This is a genomic window from Nocardioides caldifontis, assembly GCF_008087345.1.
Classification (GTDB): domain Bacteria; phylum Actinomycetota; class Actinomycetes; order Propionibacteriales; family Nocardioidaceae; genus Marmoricola_A; species Marmoricola_A caldifontis.
In genome coordinates this window covers 472,564-494,088 of the sequence record NZ_ML701737.1, presented here as the reverse complement: position 1 = coordinate 494,088, position 21,525 = coordinate 472,564, and the positions used below count along the sequence as shown (strand labels likewise).

Here is a 21,525-nt window from a genome sequence, read left to right as displayed (position 1 = left end):
AGCGCCCTGCCGCAGCCGCGGCGGGGCGCTCCGCTTTTGCCATCGTCGCCCCGCTTGCCCGATCTGCCCTTAGGCTTCGCGGACATGCACACGCGACGACGCGCGCTTGCCGCGACCCTCCTGACGGCCGCCCTGTGCGGCGGGGCGGTCGTGTCCGAGCGCCCCTCGTCACCCGGGCCGGTCGACGTCGCGCGACCCGTCGCGGCCGAGGTCACCGCGCCGCGGGTGCTGCTGGTCTCCATCGACGGGTTGAACCCGAACGCGTTGAGGAAGCTCGGCGAGCGGGGGACGCCGGAGCTCCACCGGCTGGTCGCCGAAGGCGCCTCGACGCTCAACGCCCGCAGCGCCGTCGAGCAGACCGAGACGCTGCCCAACCACATCGGGATGGTGACCGGCCGGCGGATCGACCGCCGCCACCGCGGCCACGGAGTCACCTGGAACGACGACCGGCGCCGGCCGATCACCGTCCACCGCGCCGCGCGCCACCGGGTCGCCTCGATCTTCTCGCTGGCCCGGACCCACAGGCTCGACACCGCGCTGTTCTCGGCCAAGCGCAAGTTCCGGCTGATGACCCGGTCGTGGGTCGAAGGGCTCGACCTGACCGTCATCGACCGCAACAACCGGCGGCTGGTCCGCAAGACCCGCCGCGACCTGGTGGCCGGCGAGCACCACGCCACGATGCTCCACCTGTCGCTTCCTGACGTCACGGGGCACAGGGACGGGTTCATGACGAGGCCCTACCTCGAGTCGGTCGCGACCGTCGACACCCTCCTCGGCACGGTCATGGAGGTCGTCCGGGCCGACGTCGCCGCGGGCGGCCGGACCTGGGTCGTCCTCACCGCCGACCACGGGGGCTCCGCAGGGGCCCACCGGCACGGTGACGCCCGGGTCCTCGCCCACGCCCGGGTCCCGTTCGTGGTCTGGGGGCCGGACGTCGCCTCCGGCGCGGACCTCTACGACCTGAGCCCCGGGCTGAAGGACCCGCGCCGCCGGATCCCCGGGTACGCCGGCCCCCAGCCCGTCCGGAACGCCGCCGCCGCCAATGTCGTCGCCGAGCTCCTCGGGTTGCCGGTGGTCCCCGGGAGCGTCATCAACGCCGACCGGGCCCTCCGCTTCCGTTGAACCGCCCCTCGTGGCGCGCGGAACCGCGGTTGAGCCGCCCCTCGTGGTTGGACGCCACGGGCCACTTGGTCAAGCAAATTCGGGCCTTTCGGCCCATCTCCGCCTGAACGTCACCCATAGGATGAGCGGGCTCGTACCGATCTCTCTCCCAGCTGAGGTTCCCTTGAAGAAGCGTTTGCTTGCCGTTGCTCTCACAGCCGGTGCCACCGTCCTCGCGACCCCGGGTGTCAGCTCCGCCCTGGTGAGCAACACTCCCGAGCCCGACTTCCCGACCTTCAACGGGACCGTCCACACGATCATCCACCGCGGCGACATCGTCTACGTGGGCGGAAGCTTCACCCGCGCCACCGACGAGGCGCGGACCGTCGTACGCAACGGCGCCGCGGCGTTCAACCGCACCACCGGCGACCTCGTGAAGTGGAAGCCGAACGTCAAGGGCACCGTCCTCGACATGGCGTGGAGCAAGGAGGGCGTCTACCTCGTCGGCAAGTTCAAGGCCGTCAAGGGCAAGAAGCGCAAGAACGTCGCGCTGGTGAAGTCGACCGGCGCCGGCAAGCTCATGCCGCTCAACATCAAGGCGGTCGGCGTGGTGCAGGCGGTGGGGATGGACGCCAAGAAGGTCTACATCGGCGGCAAGTTCACCAAGGTCGCGGGCCAGAAGCGCGGCCGCCTGGCGGCGTTCAACCGCAAGAACGGCAAGCTCGCCAAGTGGGCCCCGATCGCCAACGACGGCCCGGTGCAGGACCTCCGGGTCACCAAGCGCGGCGTCTTCGTCGGCGGCTTCTTCCACGCGATGAACGGCAAGAAGGCCCACGAGCGGTTCGCGCTGCTCAAGCGGAAGAACGGCGCGCTGGTCACCGGCTTCAACCCGCGTACGGGCGTCCCGGTCATGAACATCGCGGTCGGTGCCGGCACGCTCTACGCCGCGCTCGGCGGCCCTCGCGGTGGCGGCCTCGAGGCGGTCAACCGCGGGACCGGTGCCCGCCAGTGGGAGCGCCGTCTCGACGGTGACGTGCAGGCGGTCTCGATCCTCGGCGGCACGATCTACGCCGGCGGCCACTTCAACCAGGTCTGCGACCGCGGCGTCCTGCAGGAGCCGACCGGCGACTGCGAGGGCGACCTCCAGCAGACCCGCCGTCGCGGGGCGTCGTTCTTGCCGAACGGTGACCTGACCGACTGGAACCCGAACGCCAACACGGAGATGGGCATCGAGGCGCTCGACGCGTACGCCGACCGTGAGCAGCTGCTCGCGGGTGGCGCGTTCACCTTCCCGGCCTCGCGGTTCGCGGTCTTCGCTCCCTGAGCGGAGCTGGTCGACCCTGTCGAAAGCTGAAAGGGGCCCTCGCACCGATGGTGCGGGGGCCCCCGTCACGTGCGGGCGGGGGACTCCAGCACCATCGTCACCGGCCCGTCGTTGACCAGCGACACGTGCATGTCGGCGCCGAAGACGCCCCTCTCGACGCGGGCGCCGAGCCGGGAGAGCTCCTCGCAGAAAGCCTCGTACACCGGCTCGGACACCTCGCCCGGTGCGGCGGCGATCCAGGTCGGGCGTCGGCCCTTGCGCGCGTCGCCGTACAACGTGAACTGGCTGACCACCAGCACCGGCGCCCCGAGGTCGGACGCCGACTTCTCGTCGCGCATGATCCGCAGCTCCCAGATCTTGCGGGCCAGCCAGGTGACCTCCTTCGGCCCGTCGTCGTGCGTGACGCCGAGGAGGACCACCAGCCCCGGCTCGTCGATCGCGCCGACGAGCTCGCCGTCGACCCGCACCGCCGCCTCGCTGACCCGTTGCACCACTGCCCGCACGCTGCCCGCCTTCCTGTTCCCGGCGAGGGTACGGGTGCCCGCCCGCCGTCTGGCACGATGCCGCGATGAACGACAAGCTTCTCGTGACGGTCGCCCCGACGGGCGCCGAGTCCAGCAAGGCCGACGTGCCCCAGCTCCCCACGACGTTGGACGAGCTCGTCGAGACCGCCCGGCGGTGCGAGGCCGCGGGTGCGGCGATGGTCCACGTGCACATCCGCGACGACGACCACCTGCCCACCCTGGACGTGGGCCGGCTGACCGACACGGTCGCCGCGCTCCGCGAGAACACCGACCTGGTCGTCCAGCTCTCCACCGGCGGATCGGTCCACGACCCGCTCGACGCCCGGCTCGAGGTGCTCGACGCCGCGCCCGACTCCTGCAGCCTGACGATGGGGACGGTCAACTTCGGCGACGAGGTGTTCATGAACCCGTGGGGGTTCATCACCGACCTCTACCAGCTCACGCAGGAGCGCGAGGTGGTCCCGGAGTTCGAGCTGTTCGACCTCGGCCACGTCCACGCGCTGCACCGGCTGCTGCGTCAGCACGGTCTTCCGTACGGCGGCAAGGTGCACTGCGACCTGGTGATGAACGTCCCCGGCGGGATGCCCGGCACCGCCGACGCCCTCGTGGCCGCGGTGGCCGCGATGCCGCCGGAGGTCACCTCGTGGTCGGCCACGGGCATCGGCCGCTCGACGCTCACCGTGGCCCTCGCCGCGCTGGCCAAGGGCGGCCACCTCCGCGTCGGCATGGAGGACGTGCTCACGTTGGCGAAGGGCGTTCCGGTCGAGCACAACGAGCAGCTGGTCACGCGCGCCGTGGAGCTCGGCCGGCTGGCGCAGCGGGAGCCGATGACCCCCGACGAGGCACGGTCGCTGCTCGGCGTACGACCTCAGTAGACGAGCGCCTGCACCTCGTCGCCCAGCGCCTCCTCGACGAACGACGCGGCCCCCGCGATCCGGGCGCCGGGCACCAGGTCGGCCTCGCTGAGGTCGCGGCGGGCGGCGCACTGGCTGCAGACCGTGAGGGTTCCGCCGGCCAGGATCGCGTCCCGGAGGTCGGCGAGCGCGGTGGCGTGGGGGAGGGCGAACTCCTCGGCCTGACCGGGCACCGCGAACCACGACGCGTCGCCGGTCAGCCACAGGCTCACCCGGCTCCCCGAGGCGAGGGCGGCAGCGGCGACGGTGAAGGCCTGGTTCGCCTTCTCGGGCTCGGAGGTGCCGGAGGTGAGCTTGACGACGAGCGGACGTGGCATGCCCGGCAGCCTAGGACCCCCCTCATGCCGTGCAGCTGGGCTGTCCCCGGCCCGATCCAGGACCCGACTGCACAGGATGACGGTCAGGCCGCCCGGTGCCGGTGCTCCCGCTCGCCCGACGGCGTCGCTCGCGGGTACGGGAGGCGGGGCTGGCGCAGCTTCAGCAGCACCCATGCCACGAGGGCGAGCAGCCAGAGGGTGACGAGGACGATCACGACGGCCGCGGTAGACATGGTTCCCTCCGTGTCCATCACATGCCCAGGAGGCGGCTCGCTGCCACGGCGCGGCTCCGGCGGGCTGGACCAGGGGCCGTACGATCGGCCTCATGGATGCGGTCCTCGTCGCCCTCATGGTCGTGGTGTTCCTGCTGCTGGCCCTCGGTGCCCTCCTCGTGCTCACCAAGGTGATGAAGGCCGAGGTCGTCCGGGTGCAGGAGGCGCGCGCCACCACGCGGACCACGGGCCGGGACCGCTGATGCCGTTCGAGATCCCGCAGAACCTCCACCCCAACCTCCACAAGTTCGCCTGGCTGCTGGGGGTCTGGGAGGGCGGCGGCGACGGCGACTACCCGACGATCGAGAAGTTCAAGTTCGGCCAGGAGGTCATCTTCCAGCAGGACGGCCGGCCGTTCATGCACTACATGGCCCGCTCCTGGATCGTCGACGACGAGGGCAACAAGGTTCGCGAGGCCGCGCAGGAGACCGGGTTCATGCGGTGCATGGAGGACGGTTCCGTCGAGCTGCTGCTGACTCACAACACCGGCGTGATGGCGCTGTGGCACGGCAAGGTCGACGGCGCGAAGCTCGAGCTCTCCACCGACGCGGTGCTGCGCACGGAGACCGCCAAGGAGGTCACCGCGGGCCACCGGCTCTACGGGCTCGTCGAGGGTGACCTGTGGTTCGCCTTCGACATGGCGGCGATGGGGCAGGAGCTCCAGCCGCACCTGTGGGGCAAGCTCGTCCGGCGCTGAACGCCCGCGTCTACGATCAGCCGCATGACCGCCCGTGAGGACTGGCAGGAGCTGCTGCGGGAGAAGGGGTACCGCCTCACCCCGCAGCGCGAGCTCGTCCTCTCCGCGGTCGACCGGCTCGGCCACGCCACCCCCGACGAGGTGCTCTCGGCGGTCCGCGAGCAGTCCTCCGCGGTGAACATCTCGACCGTCTACCGCACCCTCGACCTGCTCGAGGAGCTCGGCCTGGTCCGCCACACCCACCTCACCGACCGCGCCCCGACGTACCACTCCACGGCGACGCCGCAGCACGTCCACCTCGTCTGCCGCGACTGCCGCGCGGTCATCGACGCCGACCCGGCCGAGTTCGACACCCTCGTCGCGAGGCTGCGCAAGCAGCACGGGTTCGAGCCGGACATCGGCCACCTGACCGTGTTCGGGCGGTGTGCCGACTGCCGACCGGAGAGTTGAACACGGCAGGGGCGGCGCCACGCCGGCTGTTGCGCGTGGTCGCCGCGGTGGTCGCGGCGGGGCTCCTGGTCGTCCTCCTGCTGCCCGATTCCGACGTCCCGAGCTTCACTGTGCGGCTGATCAGCGACGCGTTGGACGGCGCCGGTGCTCCTGACTGGCTGTCCGAGCCGACCGTGTGGGAGAAGGCTCTGAACGTCGTCCTCTTCGTGCCGGTGGGTGCGGTCGTGGCGCTGCTCCGTCCGGGCTGGCCGGTCCTGGGTGTCGCGGTGGCCGGGTTCGCCGCGAGCCTGAGCCTCGAGGGCGTCCAGGCCTTCTTGCTGGCCGGTCGCGACGGGTCGCTGGCGGACGTGGCGACGAACACCGCCGGGGCACTGATCGGCGCGGTCGCCGGGCGGGCGGCCGGCTCGGCGCGCCACCGTGCCGGCTGACGACCGTCGCCGGCCAGGGGTCGCAGTCAGGCGTAGCCGAGCACCCGCTCGCGCTGGCGGCTCCAGCGCAGGGCCGAGGCGATGGCGTCCTCGAGGGTCAGCTCGGCGCCCCAGCCGAGGAGGAGCCGCGCCTTGTCGACGTTGGCGTAGGCGCCCGCCACGTCGCCGGGTCGACGCGGGGCCACCTCGGTCGGCACCTCCCGACCGAAGACCTTGCTGAAGGTGTCCACGAGCTCGCGCACGGTGACCCCCCGACCGGTGCCCACGTTGACGACGCTGCAGGGGCTGCCCTCGGCGGCGAGCACGTCGTCGAACCGTTCGACGGCGCAGACATGTGCACGTGCCAGGTCCCACACGTGGACGTAGTCGCGCAACCCGGTCCCGTCCCTGGTGGGGTAGTCCACTCCGGTGAGGGTGAAGCAGGCCTTGGCTCCTTGTGCGGCCATCACGAGCTGGCCGAGGACGTGGCTCGGCTCGCGGACGTGCACGCCGAGCTCGAGATCCGGATCGGAGCCGATCGGGTTGAAGTAGCGCAGGATGATCGCGCGCATGCTGGAGCTTTTGGCCATGTCCTGGAGCACCGTCTCCACCATCGCCTTGGTGCGCGCATAGGGCGACGACGGGGCGAGGGGGGAGTCCTCGACGACCTCCTCGGCGTCGGAGGCGGCGTAGACCGACGCGCTGGAGGAGAACACGACCCGCGGCCGGTCCAGCCGCACGAGCTGGTCGAAGAGCGCGAGCGACTTGCAGACGTTGTCCCGGTAGTAGACATGGGGCTGCGCCACGGACTCCGGTACGACGACCCGGGCCGCCATGTGGATCGTGCAAGCGATGTCGGGGTGGTCGCGCACGATCGTGGCCACCAGCTCCCGGTCGGCGATGTCCCCGCGGTAGAACACCCGGCCGCGCGCGAACGCCGCTGGCCCGGTGACCAGCGAGTCGAGGACGACAGGCGTGTGGCCTCGTTGCTCGAGGACCTTGCACGTGATCGAGCCGATGTAGCCGGCACCGCCGGTCACCAGGATCTTCACCTCATGGGCTCCCTACGTTGTGCCGGCATCATCGGGACGACGCCAGGGGCGAGGGCGTGGACGTCGCCCGAGACCAGCACCACGAACTGCTCGAGCAGGCAGCGCAGCTCCACGAGGTCGTCGATGTTGTGCACCAGCACGTCAGGCTCGACCTGCTTCGCCCGGTCGCGGACCCAGGGGGCGGCGACGCCGCCACGGCGCGCGTCCGCGCTCGTCCACCCGGCCCACCAGTCACCGTTCATGTAGGCGTCGCGTCGCTCGACGGCGTCGATGACCCGATCGTGCAGCTCGAGCGCGACGGACGCTTCCTCGGGCGTGTAGTCCTTGAGCGCGGCACACATGTCGAAGAACGCCTCGGCCAGCCGGGCTGCAGGGAGCTCGTCACTGAGGGCGCGGATGGTCCTGGCCGGCTGGCCGGCGATGCGGCCGGCCCGCGTCAGGCCGTACCGCAAGGTCCAGCAGAGATCGGCGAACTCGGCGACGTAGCGGCCGAGCACCACGGTGGGCTCCCCTGCAGGGTCCGGTTCCCCCATGCCCGGCACGCTAAGGACGCGCCCCGCGCAGCCGCTACGGCACGTTCTGTCCACCCGGCCTAAACGCTCCGAGGATGCGGCGGCTCAGCGGGTGCGGAGGTACGGCGTGCGCGTGGCCGCGCCCCAGCCGACGGTGTTCCGGGCCTGCAGGGTCACCCGGAGCCTCGTGCGGGGCGGGAGCTTCCGCAGCGTGACCCTGGCCTTCCCGGGGCCGACGGTCTTCGTCCGGCCGGCGTACCTCAGCCGGTAGCCGAGCACGGGATCACCGTTGCCGGCGGCCGCCTGCCAGGCCAGCGTCACCTTCCGACCCTTGACCTTCGCGGTCTTGATCCTGACCTTCCCGGGCTTCGCGGCGGGCACGACGTCGGTCGGCGCCACCTCCTCCGGCGACGCCACCTCCTCCGCAGGCGTCACGTCCACCGGCCCTGGCTGCGGTGCAGCCGGGGGGTCGGACGGCGCGGGAGTCGGCAAGGGAGCGGGCGACGGGGCAGCAGGCGGCGTCAGCGTCACCGCCGTCACCCCGGCGTCCACGGGCACCCGGACCGACGACCCGCGCGACTCGGTGAGCGCCCCGTCGGTGATCCGCTGCACGTCGATGTCGTAGTCGGTCCCGAACCGCAGCGTCACGTTCGCCGGGGAGACCACCAGCTCCTGCCGCTTCGCCGGGTCCCACACGGGCTGGTCCCGGTAGAGCAGCACGACGTAGCTCCCGTCGCGCTTCTGCGTGACCAGGTAGCGCCCGTCGGCCGGCCATCCCTCCACCTGCACCGGCAGCGGCGTCGTGGTGAACGACGGGCCGGGGTCGGAGAGGAGCCCTAGCAGCCGCTTCATCGCGGTGTACGCCGGCTTGGGGGACCAGTCCCGCCGCAGCAGGCCGAAGTGTGCCTCGGGGTTGGTCTTGCCGGGGTCGGAGAACTCGTCGATCAGCTCGTAGCTGTAGAGCCGGTGCTGACCGGCACGGACGTGCTCGAGGAGCAGCCGCGGGAGGTACACCCCGGCGGCCTTCTCCGAGGTGGGCAGGTGGCCGTTCGTGGTGTTGATCGCGTTGTGGTAGCCGCCCTCGGTGGTCACCAGCGGCCGCGTCGGCAGCACCGCCCGCAGCGCGTTGGTGATGTTGGAGAGCTCGGTGCCGGGTTGGTAGCCGCCCGGGTACATGTGGGCGTTCGCGACGTCGGACCACGCGGAGAGGTCCGGCAGCGAGGCGTAGTTCCACCGGAAGGCGAGCGCCGGCGAGAGCACCGGCAGGTGCGCGGTCCGCGGCTCGGCCTTGACGAGCCGGTAGAGCTCCTTCTGCCACGCGACCGTCTCGCCGACCCAGTCACGGCCACGGCCGAAGAGGTCCCACTCGTTGATCCCCTCGACGCCCTCGACGGCGCCGGCGGGGAGCTCGGCCACGGTGCGGACGTAGTCGGCCGGGGTGCCGCGGCGGTCGGGGCGGCCCATGATCAGGTCGAACCGGATGCCGCGCTCGGCGACGGTCCGGATCCCGGCGTACTGCCGCGGGTTGTCGAGGAAGAGGTCGTCGCGGACGTGGCGGACCCCGAGCTCCTCGAGCGCGTCGGCGACCCGCTCGGCGTCGGCGTAGGGGGTGTCCAGGAACGGCAGGTGGATGCCGATCCCATAGGCGTCGACGACCGAGTCGGCCGGCTGCGCGGGGAGCGGGACGAGCTCCGGCGCGGCGGCCCGGGCGGCGGGCGCACCGGGGGAGACCAGCGCCGCACCCACCATCGCCACCATGAGGAGCAACGAGGCGGTTCGGCGCATAACGTTCCGATTCTAGGTGGTTTGTCGGTTTCCTACCTAGGTAACGGGCGGGATCACCACTCGTTTGAGAGTCACGGCGACTTTGCCGCTCGGTGTGGGGGTGATCACGATCGGCAGCAGCAGTGGCGCGGGACGGGTGGCCTACCTCGACGGCATCCGGGCGGTGGCGATCGCCTCGGTGCTCGCCCTGCACTGGTTCCTCTGGTACGTCCCGTTCTTCCACGGCGGCGCGGTCGGCGTCGACGTCTTCTTCGTGCTGAGCGGCTTCATCATCACCACGATGCTGTGGCGCAGCCGTGGTCCGGAGGGGCTCGGCGCCGCCTGGCTCTCGTTCGTACGCCGCCGCGTGGCCCGGCTCTACCCCGCCCTGCTCGGGCTGGTGGTCGGGGGGGTCGTCCTCCACGCGCTCGCCCCCGGAGGGCTCGGCCTCGTCGAGACGGCGCGGCGGGGCGCGCTCGTGCTGGTGCAGGCGACGTCGGTCTGGGGCGCCACGCAGGACGACTCGTTCGTGGTGCCGGCCCTCGAGCCCTTCGGTCACACCTGGTCGCTGGCGGTGGAGTGGTACTTCTACCTCCTCTGGCCGCTGCTCCTCCTCGCTGCCCGCGGCCGCGGCTGGAGCGCCCGGCGGGCGGGCTGGGCCGCCGCAGCCCTCGGCCTCGGCTGCTACCTGCTCTCGCTGCCGCTCGGCGCGTTCTGGTTCTACTTCGGCCCGTCCGCGCGGTTCGGCGAGCTGCTCGCCGGCTGCGCGCTGGCGCTGCTCCTCCGGGCCCGCCCGGCCGACGCCGCGCCGCTCCGAGTCCCCGCCGCGCTGCCGGTCGCCGCGCTCACCCTCCTCGTGCTGTACGTCGTGCTCGGGCCCGACAGCGACAGCCCGGTGTACCGGCTCGTGGGCGTCCCGCTCGCGGTCACGACGTGCCTGGTCCTGGTGGCCGGCGGCTACAGCGCCACCCCGGGACCCGTCCACCGGCTGCTCACGCTCCGGCCGGTGGCCTGGGTCGGGCGGACCAGCTACAGCCTCTACCTGTGGCACACCGTGCCGTTCCTGCTGCTCGCGGGGGTCGACTCGGTCCCGAAGCCGCTGCTCGGGGTCGCGGCGCTGGCGATGGTCGCCGTCCTGACCCTCAGCAGCCACTACCTCCTCGAGCGGCCCTTCCTGCGGTCGCGGAGCGACGTCCTGCGCCTCGCGGCCGGCGCCCCGAGCCGGAGCACGCCCCTCCCGACCAAGGCGTCGACGAGGTCGTCGGCCGACGACCTGGTGAACCGCAGGCCGATCCTGGCCGCGACCTCCTTGCGCAGTACCGCGTCCTCGCCGCCGTCCGCGTCGAGGTCGGCGAGGAACCTCGAGAACGGCGCCGAGCCCGGCTCCACCGGCTCGCCGGGCAGCCAGTCCAGCACGTCGGCCGGCGCGAGCGACCGGGTGTAGCTGTCCCGGTCCGGCACCCAGAAGGCGATCGGCCGGTCGAGGAGCAGGTAGTCGACCCACACGCTGGAGTAGTCGGTGACCAGCCCGCGCGACCGCCCCATCAGGCTGTAGAGCGGGACGCCCACCCTGGCCAGGTCGTCGTTGGTGACGGTGACGATGCCGGGTCCGCGCCGCTCCTCGGCGTCGAGCGGGTGCGGCTTCACGACGAGCTGCACGCCCCGGGCCCGGAGCCCCTCGACGAGCGGCGCGACGTCCTCGACCCCGACATCACCTCCGCCCTCGGACCAGCTTCGCGTGACGCCGGTGGCGCGGGTGCTGCGGAAGGTCGGCATCCAGAGCACGAAGTCGCCGGTGATCCCGAGGTCGGCGAGCGCGTCGGGGTCGGGCGCCCGCCAGAGCTGGTCGGTGCGCGGGTTGCCGGTGACCAGCAGCCGCTCCTCCGGCAGCTCGAACGCCCTGGCCTTGAGGGCACCGAACAGCTCGGTGCCGGACACCAGGTAGGTGCTGGGGATCAGCGAGCCGGCGTCACCGCCGGGGCGGGTCGCCTTCGGGCCGTCGCCGTGCCAGAGGTTGACGATCGGCTTGCGCCGCGACGGCCGCGGGCTCCCGTAGAGGCCGTGGGTGAAGAAGACCGCCTCGGCACGCAGGTAGTGCCGCACCCCGGCCGCGCTCGCCTTGTCGACGACGGTGAGCCTCGGGTGGTCAGGGAGGTCGGCGTGCGGCCCGGCCGGCTCGCGCAGCCAGACGACCTGCCCGTCGTAGCGGCGCAGCAGCGCTGCGAGCAGCTCGCCGGCGTTGCCCTCGGTCTCCGGGTACGCCGACACCACGACCCGGCGTGAGGTCGGGACCACTCCGGAGAGCAGCCGCAGCCCCTTCCGCAACGAGAGCTGTGCGCCCCGGATCGCGGCATTGCGGAGCTGCTCCCTCACCGCACGCTCCCGACCGGCTCGGCGCCAGGAGCGGCGTCCTTCAGCGGAGAAATTGTCACGCTGATGAGAAGACCGACGAGCCCGCCGACGAGCTGCGCGCCGCCCCACGCCGCCGCCGCCCACACCGTGCCGTGCGGCGCGAGGACGATGCAGCTGCCCAGCACCAGCGTCGTGCAGACGAGCTGGGCGACGACCATCGCCGTCGCGTTGCCGGCGATCCGCAGCCGCATCGCCACCCAGTAGTTGAACCCGAGTCCGAGCACCCCGAGGGCCATCACCCGGAGCGTGGCCGTCCCCTGGTCGGCGTACTCCGGACCGAAGACGGCGAGGACCAGCGGGGCCGCCAAGACGACCGCGAGCGCGCTGAGGGCGCCGACGACGGCCATCGTCATCCCGCCGCGGGCGACGACGCCGGTGCGGCGGTGCGGGTGACGCTCGCTCTCGGCGTACATCGAGCTGCCGACCGCGAGGAGCACCGCGTTCTGCAGCGTCACGACCTGGATGCTGACGAAGAAGAACGCCCCGGCCGCCGGGCCGAGCGCGTTGATCACGACCAGCGGCAGCACCATCTGCGGCAGCACGGTGAGCACGTAGGTCACGTGGCTCGCGCCCGCGAACCCCCGCGCCTGCCGCAGCTCGCGCGACGGTGCGAGGCCGCGCGGGCGAGGCAGGTGGCGGAGGACCACCCAGAGGCTGGCGACGCCGCAGAGAAGCGCCGCGCCGCCGACCGAGCCGTAGAGGCCGAGCGCGCCGGCGCCGACCAGCAGGAACGGCAGCGCGCACTTGGCGGCGCCGAGGAGGATCCCGTTGAGCCAGAGGTACGAGCGGACGCGGTCGATGGCGAGGAAGACGTTGTCGGTGAGGACGTTCACCGCGGTGCCCGCGACCAGCAGGCAGAACAGCCCGACCACCCACGGGGAGTCGACCACGGAGTGCAGCGACGGCGAGGTGACCGGGAGCAGGAGCGCGAAGGCCAGCGCGAAGACCGTGCCCGTGGTGGCCACGACCGCGGTGGCGGTCAGCACGTCGGCGGCCTTGCGGTCGCTGCTCGGCATCGTGCGGACCAGCGCGATGTTGAGCCCCAGCTGGGCGAAGAGCGCGATCGCGTCGGCGGCGGCCACCAGCGAGCCCGCGAGCCCCACGACCTCCGCCGACTGCAGCCGCGCCGCGACCATCCAGAACAGGGCACCGCCGGCCGCCATCAGCGCCGAGGTCGCGAACAGCAGCGCGGAGTTGGTGAGCATCCGGTCGGACCGGAGGTCACCGAGCCGGGTGCGGAGCACGGTGCTCACGGTGCTCACCGGTACACCCGGCTCGAGCCCGCGCTGTAGACGAGGTCGAGCAGCCGGTCGAGATCGCCGAGCGGGTAGCGGTAGCTGATCCGGTCGCCGGTGTAGAAGACCGTCTCCTCCCGGGTGGTGGTCAGCCGGGCGTCGGCGAAGACGTAGGAGCCGACGTTGAGCAGCGTCGGGAACGTGCGGTCGTGCACCTCCCCGATCGGCACCCCGGCGTTCACCACGCGCGGTGCCTGGTGGCGGCTGGTCAGCACCTTCGGCATCTCGCCGCTGTTGTCCGGCGCCTCGGCCAGCCGTTCGGCGGCCACCACGTCGGAGTCCGCGACGATGTAGCGGTCGTGGTAGAGCCCCGCGTTGGCCAGCGCCAGCTTCGCCGGTCCACCTCCGAGGAGCGCCGGCCCGACCGAGGTGAGGACCACGACCGCCGCGACCGGCACGCCGACCAGCCAGGCCGTCGTCCGCCGGCGGGCCAGCCCGAGCAGCCACCAGAGCCCGACCGCGGCGACCGGCGCGGCGAACAGCATCGTCTGCAGGAACGCCCGGAGGACGCCGTACTCCACGGAGAGGCTCGGGATCAGCACGACGAGCCCCAGCGCCCCCATCACGCCGCCGACGACGCACACGACCTCCCGTGATGCGGTGGGCGGCCCGGTACCGGTGGTTGAGCTTGTCGAAACCACGTCGCGCGAGACCAGCGCCCGCCACCGCCCCAGCACCAGCCACACCACCCCCGAGAGCAACAGCACCTGCAGCAGCGCGGCGGTGCCGAGCCGGGCACCCACGACGAGGTCGCCGGTGTCGACCCCGACGCCGTCGAGCGCTCGGCCGATCGGGGTCAGCGGCGCCTCGTCGACCTCGAGGAGCTCGGGCTCGGTGTGCTTCGGCCCGGGGTCCTTGACCAGCGCGAGCCGGTGGGGGTGCTCGCTGCGGATGTCCATGGTCTCGGCGACGTACCGGTCGAGCCGCTCCCGCTCGCTCATCTCCGTCCCGCCGAAGAGCGAGAACGAGACGTCCGACGAGCCGGGGCCGTCCTCGGCCTGGCCGAGCAGCGTCAGGACCGCGTCCTTGGCGACCTGGGTGGCGTGGCCGCCCGTGTGGGTCATCGGGCCGGTCCAGAGCAGCGCGGTGCCGACGAGGACGGCGACGGTGGCGGGATGGAGCAGGACGAGCGGCTCGCGGTCGGTCGGGCGGCCGGTGGCGCGGTGGAGCAGCTCGAGGACACCGAGGAGCAGGAGGCCGCCGAGGAGCCCGAGGATCAGCAGGTACGTCGTCGAGTAGTGCGAGAGGACGACGCCGACCCCGAAGAACCCCACGGCACCGCGCCGCAGCCACGGGTTCCACCCCGGCTCGGTGGCGGCGAGCAGCAGCAGCCCGAGGAAGAGGAACGCGACCTCCTGGCGCACCAGGTAGGGCATGTCGCTGTGGAACGTCGGGAACGCGACCACGAACGAGACGCCGACCAGTGCGAGCCGGCGCCCGACGAAGCGCCGCGACACCAGGTACACCGTCACCGGCACCAGGGCGAACAGCAGCTGCGCGACGACCTTGAAGAACACGAGCCCCGACACCCCGGTCGCCTCGGTGAGCACCGTCGGCAGGAGCGTGACGCTGAGGCAGGCGGTGTAGGCGTTCTCGAACAGCCCCATCGACCAGTGCCGGGCGTCCGAGGTCAGCCCGAAGACGTAGCTCTCGACCTGGATGTCGTGGCCGGTGATCCCCCAACCGCGCAGCGAGGTCGCGAGCAGCACGGTGGCGGCGAGGAGGAAGAGCACCCGGGCGTCGCGCTCGCGGCTGCCGTTCTTGAGCAGCAGCACGAGCAGCGCGGCGACCGCCAGCAGGTGCGCGGTGAGGGCGACCCCGCCGCTGGCACCGTTGTTGAGCCGGATCGCGCCGACCACGGCGAGCGGCACGGCAGCGAAGGCGAGCGCCTGCGCGGGCTCGAGCCGCGCGTCCCAGGCGCGGCGGGCCAGGTCGCGCACGTCCACGGCGGGCAGCAAAGGGACCGAGCGGCGCCAGCCCAGCAGGAGGGCGTCGACCAGGAACCAGGTGACCCCCAGGACGGCCGGCGCGAGCGGCCTGCCGAGGCCGACGAGCGGCAGCAACCCGTTCATTACCAGGCTGACAAGAAGGAGACCTAGCAGCGAGGCGCCGAAAGCGTAGAGGCCGCGGACCAGCGGTCCGTCGACGACCAGCCCGCTCCGCCGGTACAGCACCAGCGTCGGCAGCCCGAGCATCGTGAACGTCGCGATCACCGGTCGCACGACGGGCACGTCGATGTCGAGCGCCACGACCGTCTGCGCCACCGCGAGGAGCAGCAGTGCGACGAGCAGCCCGGCCGGCCGCGGGCGGTCCCCGCCGCCGGACTCGCGCCCGGGGACCGGCTCGCGGACCGGCGGGAGGGTCATCGTCCGGGCGGACGGGTCCTCCGTGGCGAGCGCCTCGTAGGGGAGGGCCGTCATGCACCGACCTCCGGGTCGGGGATCCCCCAGTGCGTGGTGGGCAGGTCGTAGAGCTCGGGCCACCGGACGAGGTACGGCTCGTGCGTCGCGAGCATCGCCTCGAGGAGCTTGTGCGGGGTGGGGAACTCGGCCGGGTCGAAGGGCTCGTGGATCCGCATCGCGGGCTTGCCGTCCTTGAGCTCCGAGGTCATCACGACGACCGGCGAGCCGGTCCCCATCGCGAGCCGGGGCGCTCCGAAGGAGCCGATCAGGTCACGGCCGAGGAACCGCATCGGGGTGCTGCCGGCCACGTCCGAGGCGAGGGCGAGCACCGCGCCGCCGGTCAGCAGCTCGACGAACCTCTCCGCCCCCGCGGTGGAGAGCACCGCCACCCCACCCTGCGACTGGGCGACCCTGGCGTGCTGCTGCATCCACCCCGGCGCCTCGGAGCTGAGCAGCTGCGGGTAGCCGACGATGTGCAGCGGGACGCCGTGCCGGCCGATCGTGGCCAGCGCGCCCTCGAAGTGGCCGTGGTGCATGAAGCTCAGCACCACGCCGCGGCCGAGGGCGCGGGCGGCCACCAGGTGCTCGATGCCCTCGACCGGCTGGTCGGTGATCAGCTCGGGGTGCCAGCGGAGCTCGCCGCGCCACACCTGGCGCCGCACGTAGCTCAGCGCCACGCCCTCGATCTCGACGTCGGGACGGGTGTGCTCGAGGACGAACCGCATCTGGGCGCGGGCGTCCTCCCGCACCTCGGGCCGGCGCCAGGCCAGCCGGGTGCGCGCCTCCACGAAGGCGGGGAGCAGGGCGGTCGGCACGAGGCCGCGGACCCGGCCGAGGGCGAGCTCGGTGGACGGCTTCATGGGGTTACCTCCGGTCTCGGGCTTCGGGCGGCGCCGGTCATCGCCGGGCGCCCTGGCAGTGGATGCGCAGGAGCTCGGGGCGGTCGGGGAGCCGCACCACCACGTCGTACGCGCGGCCGGGCGCGGCGAGCCGCACGGACTCCGAACGGGTCCCGCCGGGGGAGAGCCGCACGGAGCCCTGGTCGCGGTCCGTCGGCTTCTCGGCGTTGGTCGGCCGGACGCTGACGCTCCACCGCACCCGACCGGCCTCCTCGAGGTGGCTGGTGAGCTGGAACCCGACGGTCTCCTTGCGGCATACCTGCTGCGGCGCCCCGGTGAGGAGCAGCTCGACGAAGGGCTGCGGCTCGCGGCTGGTGGAGAGCGCGAGCTCGTCAGGGTCCAGCGCCGCGACGGCTCCGGCGCCGACGAGGAGCGCGAGCAGCGTCATCGGCAGCGCCCGCTGCCACCAGCGAGGTGGCGCGGCCGTCGCCTGCGCAGGCGCGTCGTCCCTCATCTGCGTTCTCCCTCACGAACCCCACCCCGCCGGCCCCCCACGGACGGGCGGACACCAGGGACAACGCAGGGCGGGGCGGGGAGGTTACGAGCGGTCGAGCACCCGTCGCAGGAAGGTCCGGACCCACCCGTCGTACTCGTCGGGGCCGTGGTTCCACGACTCGACGTGGCCGGCGCCCTCGACGAAGTGCGCCTCGACGAGGTCTGGAGCGCGGTCGGCCAGGGTCCGCGAGGTCCCGACGGGCACCTGGCCGTCCTCGGTGCCGTGCACGACGAGCGCCGGCACGTGCAGCCAGGAGGCGTCGTCGGCGAAGTCGACGGCGTCGAGGTCGACGTCGAAGCGGAGCCCGGCGAGCCGGAGCGCGCCCCAGGTGAGCGGGGCGGGGACCGGGACGTGCCACTGGTCGGCGCCGTGCTCGGCGGTGGCCCGGGCGTCGAGCAGCGGGGAGTCGAGCACGACGCCGCTGATGTGGCGGGCCAGCGGGGAGCGCTCGAGGAACGTCGCGATCATGGTGCCGCCCATGCTGCAGCCGAGGAGCACGACCCGCTCGGCGCCCGCGTCGCGCGCGTGCTGGACCGCGGCCTCGAGGTCGGGCCACTCGGCCTGCCCCATCCGGGCCTGCCCGCCGCCGTTGTCCATGTCGTCGCGGTAGGAGATCGCCAGGCTCGGCATCCCCAGCGCCACGGTGCTCCGCATCAGCCGGAACGTCTCCGACCGTGACGCCGACCCGCCGTGCACGAGGACCGCCCAGGTGGACCGGTCGCCGGGGGCGTACCAGGCGGGCAGCGCGCCGGCCGGCCCCTCGACCTCGACCTCGCGCACCGATGCGTCGAAGGCGCGCCGGGCGTCGCGCGGGAACGCCTCGCGGGTGAACCGCGCGAGCGTCCCGGCGGCGGGCGGGGGGCCTTCGAGGACGGTGAGCGAGCGGACGACGGTGTCGCCCTCCTCGCTGCGCACGTCGGTCACGTGGCCGTACCCCCGCCCCCAGTCGAGCCCGAACACCCGGCCGGCGGTCAGCCACGTCGGCCCGCCCTCGACCTGCTGCAGGGTCACGCTCTCCCGGTCGGCCTCGACCACGCGCACCTCGTCCGGGGCGGGGCTGTCGTCGACGGTGAGGATGTCGCCGATCCGGCTGGAGAAGTACCACGCCCCGGCGAACAGCAGCAGGGCGACGACGAGCACCAGGACCCCGACGACGCGGAGGGTGCGGCGCAGCGCGGGGCTCGTTGCGGGGCTCATCGGGCGGCCTCCCCGATGGTGGCCTCGAACCGCCTGACGTACTCGCTCCAGGTCGGGATCCTGCCGACCGCCGCCTGCCCACGAGCGGTCAGGGCGCGCAGCGAAGCAGGGTCCTGCGCGAGCGCGGCGAGCCGGGAGCGCAGCCGCTCGGGGGTCATCGCGAGCTCCTCGACGCCGTCGCCGAGCCCGAGGGCGCGCATCGCCGGGTCGTCGTTCACCAGCACCGCACAGCCGGAGAGCAGCGCCTCCATCGGCGTCATCGGCCCCTCGCCCACGCTGGCGCAGACGAACACGTCGCAAGCGCGGTAGACCGCGGCGACGTCGTCGGGGTCCAGCGCTCCCAGGTAGACCCGGTCCGGCGACTCGGGGACGCCGGCGGGCCGGTCACCGCCGACGAACACCAGCCGGTAGCCCGGCCCGGCGGCGGCGGCCACCACGTCGTACCCCTTCTTGGGCACGAAGCGGCCGACGTACAGCACCAGCACCTCGTCCGCGGGGAGCCCGAACCGCCGCCGCACCTCGGCGCGCTCCTCCGGCTTCGCGGGGCGGAACCGCGAGGCGTCGATCCCGTTGGGCAGCACCCGGGACTGCACGCGGCGCACCTTGCTCCGGGTCCAGTCCTCGATGACCTGGTTGATCGGCAGCACGCACTCGGCTCCGCGCAGCACGAGGGCCCCGACGGTGCGGAGCACGAGCGTCTGGACCAGCCGGACGACGGGCGAGGGGTGCTCGACCATCCCGACGTGCTGGGTGACGACGTACGGGCGGCGCAGCAGCCGGCAGAGCAGCGCGACCACCCACGAGCTGACGTAGAGCATGTCGTGGACGTGCACGACGTCCGCGCGCCGCACCAGCCGCCACGACTGCCACACCAGCGACGGGCCGAAGACGGGGAACGGCACGCCGTGCCGCTCGAACCAGTTGGCGACCCGCAACCGGCGCACCCGGACGCCGTCCTCGACGGTCCGACCCGGCGAACCCGGGCAGGCGCTGGTGAGCACCGTCACGTCGTGGCCGCGCGCTGCGAGCCCCGTCGCGACCTGTCTCGCGACGACCTCGAGGCCGCCGACGTGGGGCGGGTAGTAGTGCGCGACGACGCCGATGCGGAGCGGTCGGGGCGCCGTGGTCAGGAAGTCCATCCACCCTCCGCTCAGGGCCTGGTCGGCCGTTCTTCTCGGTCGCGCAGCGGATCGTAACCCCGTGTGACCACTCTCGTTGCCCTGTCAGACGACCGGCAGCGCTCCGTGTGGGGCGGGCGCGAGCACAGGGGGTTGGGATGGCGCAGACGTTGCGTGACGCACGCACGCTGGACCGGGCGAGCGCGGACCGCAAGGTTCCGGGCGCCGTGGTCCCGCAGCAGGCGGTCGCGCCGCGCAGCGGTCCCGAGCCCTGGGCGGAGCTCCGGGTCGCGGCGATCGTGCCCTGCCACAACGAGGCCGGCGCGGTGGAGAAGGTCGTGCGCGACCTCAAGCACCACGTGCCGGGGATCGACGTCTACGTCTACGACAACTGCAGCACCGACGGCACCGCCGACGCCGCCCGTCGCGCCGGCGCGATCGTCCGCGAGGAGCACCTCAAGGGCAAGGGCAACGTGGTGCGGCGGGCGTTCGCCGACATCGAGGCCGACGTCTACCTGATGATCGACGGCGACGACACCTACGACCCGGCCGCGGCGCCGGAGATGATCCGGGTGCTGATCGAGGGCCACTACGACCACGTTCTCGGGATGCGGCAGCAGCTCGTCGGCGACGCCTACCGGCCCAACCACGAGTGGGGCAACCGGGTGCTCAACCGTGTGGTGGGGCTGGTGTTCGGCACCAACGTGGGCGACATGCTGAGCGGCTACCGGGTCTTCTCGCGACGGTTCGTGAAGAGCTTCCCGGCGGTCTCGCGCGAGTTCGAGATCGAGACCGAGCTGACCGTGCACACGCTGAGCATGCGGGCCTCGACGGTGACGCTCCCGGTCGGCTTCCGCGAGCGGGCCGCCGGCACGGAGAGCAAGCTGCGCACCTACCGCGACGGCACCAAGATCCTCGCGCTGATCCTCAGCCTGGCAAGGCACGAGCGGCCGATGGCGTTCTACGGCGTGATCGCCGGGTTCAGCCTGCTGCTCGCGCTGTTGCTGGGCGTGCCGGTGCTGGCGCAGTACGTCGAGACCGGCTTCGTCCCGCGGATGCCGACGCTGGCCTCGTCGATCGGGTTCGGGATCGTGGCCTGCCTGGCGATGACCGCGGGACTGATCCTCGACGGGATGCGCAAGGCGCGCCACGAGGTCAGCAGGCTGGCGTACCTCCAGCACGGCTCCGTCGGCTCCTGAGATGGCCGAGCCGGTCGAGGTGGTCCGGGTCGGGCTCGTGACGCCGTACTACCCGCCCAGCGTCGGCGGGCTCGAGCGCTACACCCACGAGGTCGCCCGCGCGCTGCACGCCGACCCCGCCTTCCAGGCCGTCGTCATCACGACGGGGACGTCGCGGCGCACGCAGGTCACCGTCGAGGACGGCGTCACGGTGGTCCGGCTCGCCCCGTGGTTCAAGCTCTCCAACAGCCCGGTCAGCGGCTGGTGGCCGGTGCAGCTGCGTGCGTTGCTCCGCCGCCACCGGATCGACGTCGTGCACGCGCACGCCCCGACGCCGTACCTCGCCGACGTCGCCACCTACGTCGCGGGGCACCGCCCGGTCGTCCTCACCTACCACTCCGGTTCGCTGGTCAAGGGGGTCGGCGGGCCGGTCGACCTGGTGCTGAGGACGTACGAACGGGCGGTCCTCCCGCGTGTCTTTGCCCGCGCGGACCGGCTGGTCGCCGTCTCCACCGTCGCCTCCACCTTCGCGACGGGGCGGGCGGCGCTGGTGCCGCCGGGGGTGGACACCGCGACGTTCGTGCCCGGTCCGCCGCCGGCGACGCCGACGGTGCTGTACGTCGGGAGGATGCAGCGGACCTCGCGGTGGAAGGGGGTCCACGTGCTGCTGGACGCCTTCGCCTCGCTGCTGCCTGCCGTGCCGGACGCCCGGCTGGTCCTCGTCGGCGACGGCGACGACGTGCCTGCGCTGCGTGACCGGGTCGAGCTGCTCGGGATCGGTGCCTCGGTGGAGTGGCGCGGGGCGCTGACCGGGGCGGAGCTGGTGCGGGCCTACCAGCGGGGCTCGGTGGTGGTGCTGCCGTCGCTGACCGAGTCGGAGTCGTTCGGGATGGCCCTGGTGGAGGCGATGGCCTGCGGCCGGCCGGTGGTCGGCAGCCGGGTCGGCGGCATCCCGTGGGTGGTCCGTGACGGCGTCGACGGCGTGCTGGTGCCGCCCGGTGACGCGGCCGCGTTGGCGTCGGAGCTGGTCGACCTGCTGCGGGACGACGCGCGCCGCGAGGCGCTCGGGGCCGCCGGGCGTGCGGCCGCGGAGGAGCGGTGGGACTGGCGCCACTCGACGGCGGCGACGCTGCGGCTGCTGGGCGAGGCGGCCGGCCGGCGGCGCGAGCCGCAGCTCCAGGTCTGACACGATTC

At 72.9% G+C, this 21,525-nt stretch carries 22 protein-coding genes and 1 pseudogene; 10 read left to right on the top strand and 13 right to left on the bottom strand.

Annotated elements, in window-relative coordinates; all coding sequences use genetic code 11:
• The first annotated feature begins 84 nt into the window (after nt 1–84).
• Both FIP57_RS08120 and FIP57_RS08115 read left to right on the top strand, forming a co-directional pair.
• A complete protein-coding gene (locus tag FIP57_RS08120) occupies nt 85–1,122 on the top strand; it encodes an alkaline phosphatase family protein (RefSeq protein WP_148573008.1) in 1,038 nt (345 codons plus the stop codon).
• A 241-nt stretch (nt 1,123–1,363) separates the two neighbouring features.
• Nucleotides 1,364–2,425 (top strand): hypothetical protein, encoded by a 1,062-nt coding sequence (locus tag FIP57_RS08115; protein WP_148573007.1) that lies wholly within the window; start codon nt 1,364–1,366, stop codon nt 2,423–2,425.
• A gap of 65 nt (nt 2,426–2,490) precedes the next feature.
• On the opposite strand, the gene dtd is transcribed toward FIP57_RS08115, so the two are convergent.
• On the bottom strand, nt 2,491–2,928 hold the full coding sequence (gene dtd / locus FIP57_RS08110; RefSeq protein ID WP_148573006.1) for a D-aminoacyl-tRNA deacylase: 438 nt from the start codon (nt 2,926–2,928) through the stop codon (nt 2,491–2,493).
• Nucleotides 2,929–2,993: 65 nt separating this feature from the next.
• Between dtd and FIP57_RS08105 the strand changes: the two genes are divergently transcribed.
• Nucleotides 2,994–3,824 (top strand): beta-keto acid cleavage family enzyme, encoded by an 831-nt coding sequence (locus tag FIP57_RS08105; protein ID WP_148573005.1) that lies wholly within the window; start codon nt 2,994–2,996, stop codon nt 3,822–3,824.
• Here the strand turns inward: FIP57_RS08105 and FIP57_RS08100 are convergent.
• Both FIP57_RS08100 and FIP57_RS23160 read right to left on the bottom strand, forming a co-directional pair.
• Nucleotides 3,818–4,180: a DsrE family protein gene (locus FIP57_RS08100; protein ID WP_148573004.1), complete on the bottom strand. Its 363-nt coding sequence runs from the start codon at nt 4,178–4,180 to the stop codon at nt 3,818–3,820. The two genes, FIP57_RS08105 and FIP57_RS08100, sit on opposite strands and share 7 nt — an antisense overlap.
• An 83-nt stretch (nt 4,181–4,263) precedes the next feature.
• The gene (locus tag FIP57_RS23160; RefSeq protein ID WP_162529722.1) at nt 4,264–4,413 is read right to left on the bottom strand and encodes a hypothetical protein; all 150 of its coding nucleotides are present in this window, start codon (nt 4,411–4,413) and stop codon (nt 4,264–4,266) included.
• Between the two features lie 92 nt (nt 4,414–4,505).
• On the opposite strand from FIP57_RS23160, the gene FIP57_RS23155 reads away from it, so the two are divergent.
• Genes FIP57_RS23155 through FIP57_RS08085 form a run of 4 tightly spaced genes read left to right on the top strand, consistent with a single transcriptional unit; the run spans nt 4,506 to nt 6,027 of the window.
• Entirely contained in the window at nt 4,506–4,655 is a 150-nt protein-coding gene (locus FIP57_RS23155) for a hypothetical protein (protein ID WP_162529721.1), read from the top strand.
• Entirely contained in the window at nt 4,655–5,149 is a 495-nt protein-coding gene (locus tag FIP57_RS08095) for a heme-binding beta-barrel domain-containing protein (protein ID WP_148573003.1), read from the top strand. Before FIP57_RS23155 ends, FIP57_RS08095 begins: the two co-directional genes overlap by 1 nt.
• 24 nt (nt 5,150–5,173) lie before the next feature.
• On the top strand, nt 5,174–5,599 hold the full coding sequence (locus FIP57_RS08090; RefSeq protein WP_148573002.1) for a Fur family transcriptional regulator: 426 nt from the start codon (nt 5,174–5,176) through the stop codon (nt 5,597–5,599).
• Nucleotides 5,596–6,027 (top strand): VanZ family protein, encoded by a 432-nt coding sequence (locus tag FIP57_RS08085; protein WP_162529720.1) that lies wholly within the window; start codon nt 5,596–5,598, stop codon nt 6,025–6,027. The genes FIP57_RS08090 and FIP57_RS08085 overlap by 4 nt, the downstream gene beginning before the upstream one ends.
• 26 nt (nt 6,028–6,053) lie before the next feature.
• Here the strand turns inward: FIP57_RS08085 and galE are convergent, their stop codons facing one another.
• The 3 genes from galE to FIP57_RS08070 all read right to left on the bottom strand — a co-directional run bounded on the left by galE (nt 6,054) and on the right by FIP57_RS08070 (nt 9,355).
• The gene (gene galE / locus FIP57_RS08080; RefSeq protein ID WP_148573000.1) at nt 6,054–7,058 is read right to left on the bottom strand and encodes a UDP-glucose 4-epimerase GalE; all 1,005 of its coding nucleotides are present in this window, start codon (nt 7,056–7,058) and stop codon (nt 6,054–6,056) included.
• Nucleotides 7,055–7,591, bottom strand: a complete 537-nt coding sequence (locus FIP57_RS08075; RefSeq protein WP_148572999.1) for a hypothetical protein — start codon at nt 7,589–7,591, stop codon at nt 7,055–7,057. Before FIP57_RS08075 ends, galE begins: the two co-directional genes overlap by 4 nt.
• An 84-nt stretch (nt 7,592–7,675) precedes the next feature.
• Nucleotides 7,676–9,355: a fibronectin type III domain-containing protein gene (locus FIP57_RS08070; protein WP_148572998.1), complete on the bottom strand. Its 1,680-nt coding sequence runs from the start codon at nt 9,353–9,355 to the stop codon at nt 7,676–7,678.
• Nucleotides 9,356–9,449: 94 nt separating this feature from the next.
• Here FIP57_RS08070 and FIP57_RS08065 point away from each other — a divergent pair.
• Nucleotides 9,450–10,463, top strand: a pseudogene (locus tag FIP57_RS08065) (acyltransferase family protein); the annotation flags it as partial.
• A gap of 23 nt (nt 10,464–10,486) precedes the next feature.
• On the opposite strand, the gene FIP57_RS23960 reads toward FIP57_RS08065, so the two are convergent.
• The 7 genes from FIP57_RS23960 to FIP57_RS08035 form a co-directional block, all read right to left on the bottom strand.
• Complete coding sequence (locus tag FIP57_RS23960) at nt 10,487–11,707, bottom strand: CDP-glycerol glycerophosphotransferase family protein (RefSeq protein ID WP_162529718.1); 1,221 nt, start codon at nt 11,705–11,707, stop codon at nt 10,487–10,489.
• Complete coding sequence (locus FIP57_RS23145; protein WP_162529717.1) at nt 11,704–13,008, bottom strand: lipopolysaccharide biosynthesis protein; 1,305 nt, start codon at nt 13,006–13,008, stop codon at nt 11,704–11,706. The genes FIP57_RS23960 and FIP57_RS23145 overlap by 4 nt, the downstream gene beginning before the upstream one ends.
• On the bottom strand, nt 13,005–15,461 hold the full coding sequence (locus FIP57_RS08055; RefSeq protein ID WP_148572995.1) for a hypothetical protein: 2,457 nt from the start codon (nt 15,459–15,461) through the stop codon (nt 13,005–13,007). Before FIP57_RS08055 ends, FIP57_RS23145 begins: the two co-directional genes overlap by 4 nt.
• Nucleotides 15,458–16,303 carry a lysophospholipid acyltransferase family protein gene (locus tag FIP57_RS08050; protein WP_148572994.1) on the bottom strand — a complete coding sequence of 282 codons (846 nt, stop codon included), beginning with the start codon at nt 16,301–16,303 and terminating at the stop codon, nt 15,458–15,460. The genes FIP57_RS08055 and FIP57_RS08050 overlap by 4 nt, the downstream gene beginning before the upstream one ends.
• 37 nt (nt 16,304–16,340) lie before the next feature.
• On the bottom strand, nt 16,341–16,796 hold the full coding sequence (locus FIP57_RS08045) for a hypothetical protein (RefSeq protein ID WP_148572993.1): 456 nt from the start codon (nt 16,794–16,796) through the stop codon (nt 16,341–16,343).
• 84 nt (nt 16,797–16,880) lie between these two features.
• Nucleotides 16,881–18,035 (bottom strand): alpha/beta hydrolase, encoded by a 1,155-nt coding sequence (locus tag FIP57_RS08040; RefSeq protein WP_148572992.1) that lies wholly within the window; start codon nt 18,033–18,035, stop codon nt 16,881–16,883.
• Nucleotides 18,032–19,174, bottom strand: a complete 1,143-nt coding sequence (locus FIP57_RS08035) for a glycosyltransferase family 4 protein (RefSeq protein WP_148572991.1) — start codon at nt 19,172–19,174, stop codon at nt 18,032–18,034. Before FIP57_RS08035 ends, FIP57_RS08040 begins: the two co-directional genes overlap by 4 nt.
• A gap of 137 nt (nt 19,175–19,311) precedes the next feature.
• On the opposite strand from FIP57_RS08035, the gene FIP57_RS08030 reads away from it, so the two are divergent.
• Together FIP57_RS08030 and FIP57_RS08025 are read left to right on the top strand one after the other, a co-directional pair.
• Nucleotides 19,312–20,352: a glycosyltransferase gene (locus tag FIP57_RS08030; RefSeq protein ID WP_148572990.1), complete on the top strand. Its 1,041-nt coding sequence runs from the start codon at nt 19,312–19,314 to the stop codon at nt 20,350–20,352.
• A gap of 1 nt (nt 20,353) precedes the next feature.
• The gene (locus tag FIP57_RS08025; RefSeq protein ID WP_148572989.1) at nt 20,354–21,517 is read left to right on the top strand and encodes a glycosyltransferase family 4 protein; all 1,164 of its coding nucleotides are present in this window, start codon (nt 20,354–20,356) and stop codon (nt 21,515–21,517) included.
• Nucleotides 21,518–21,525: the final 8 nt, after the last annotated feature.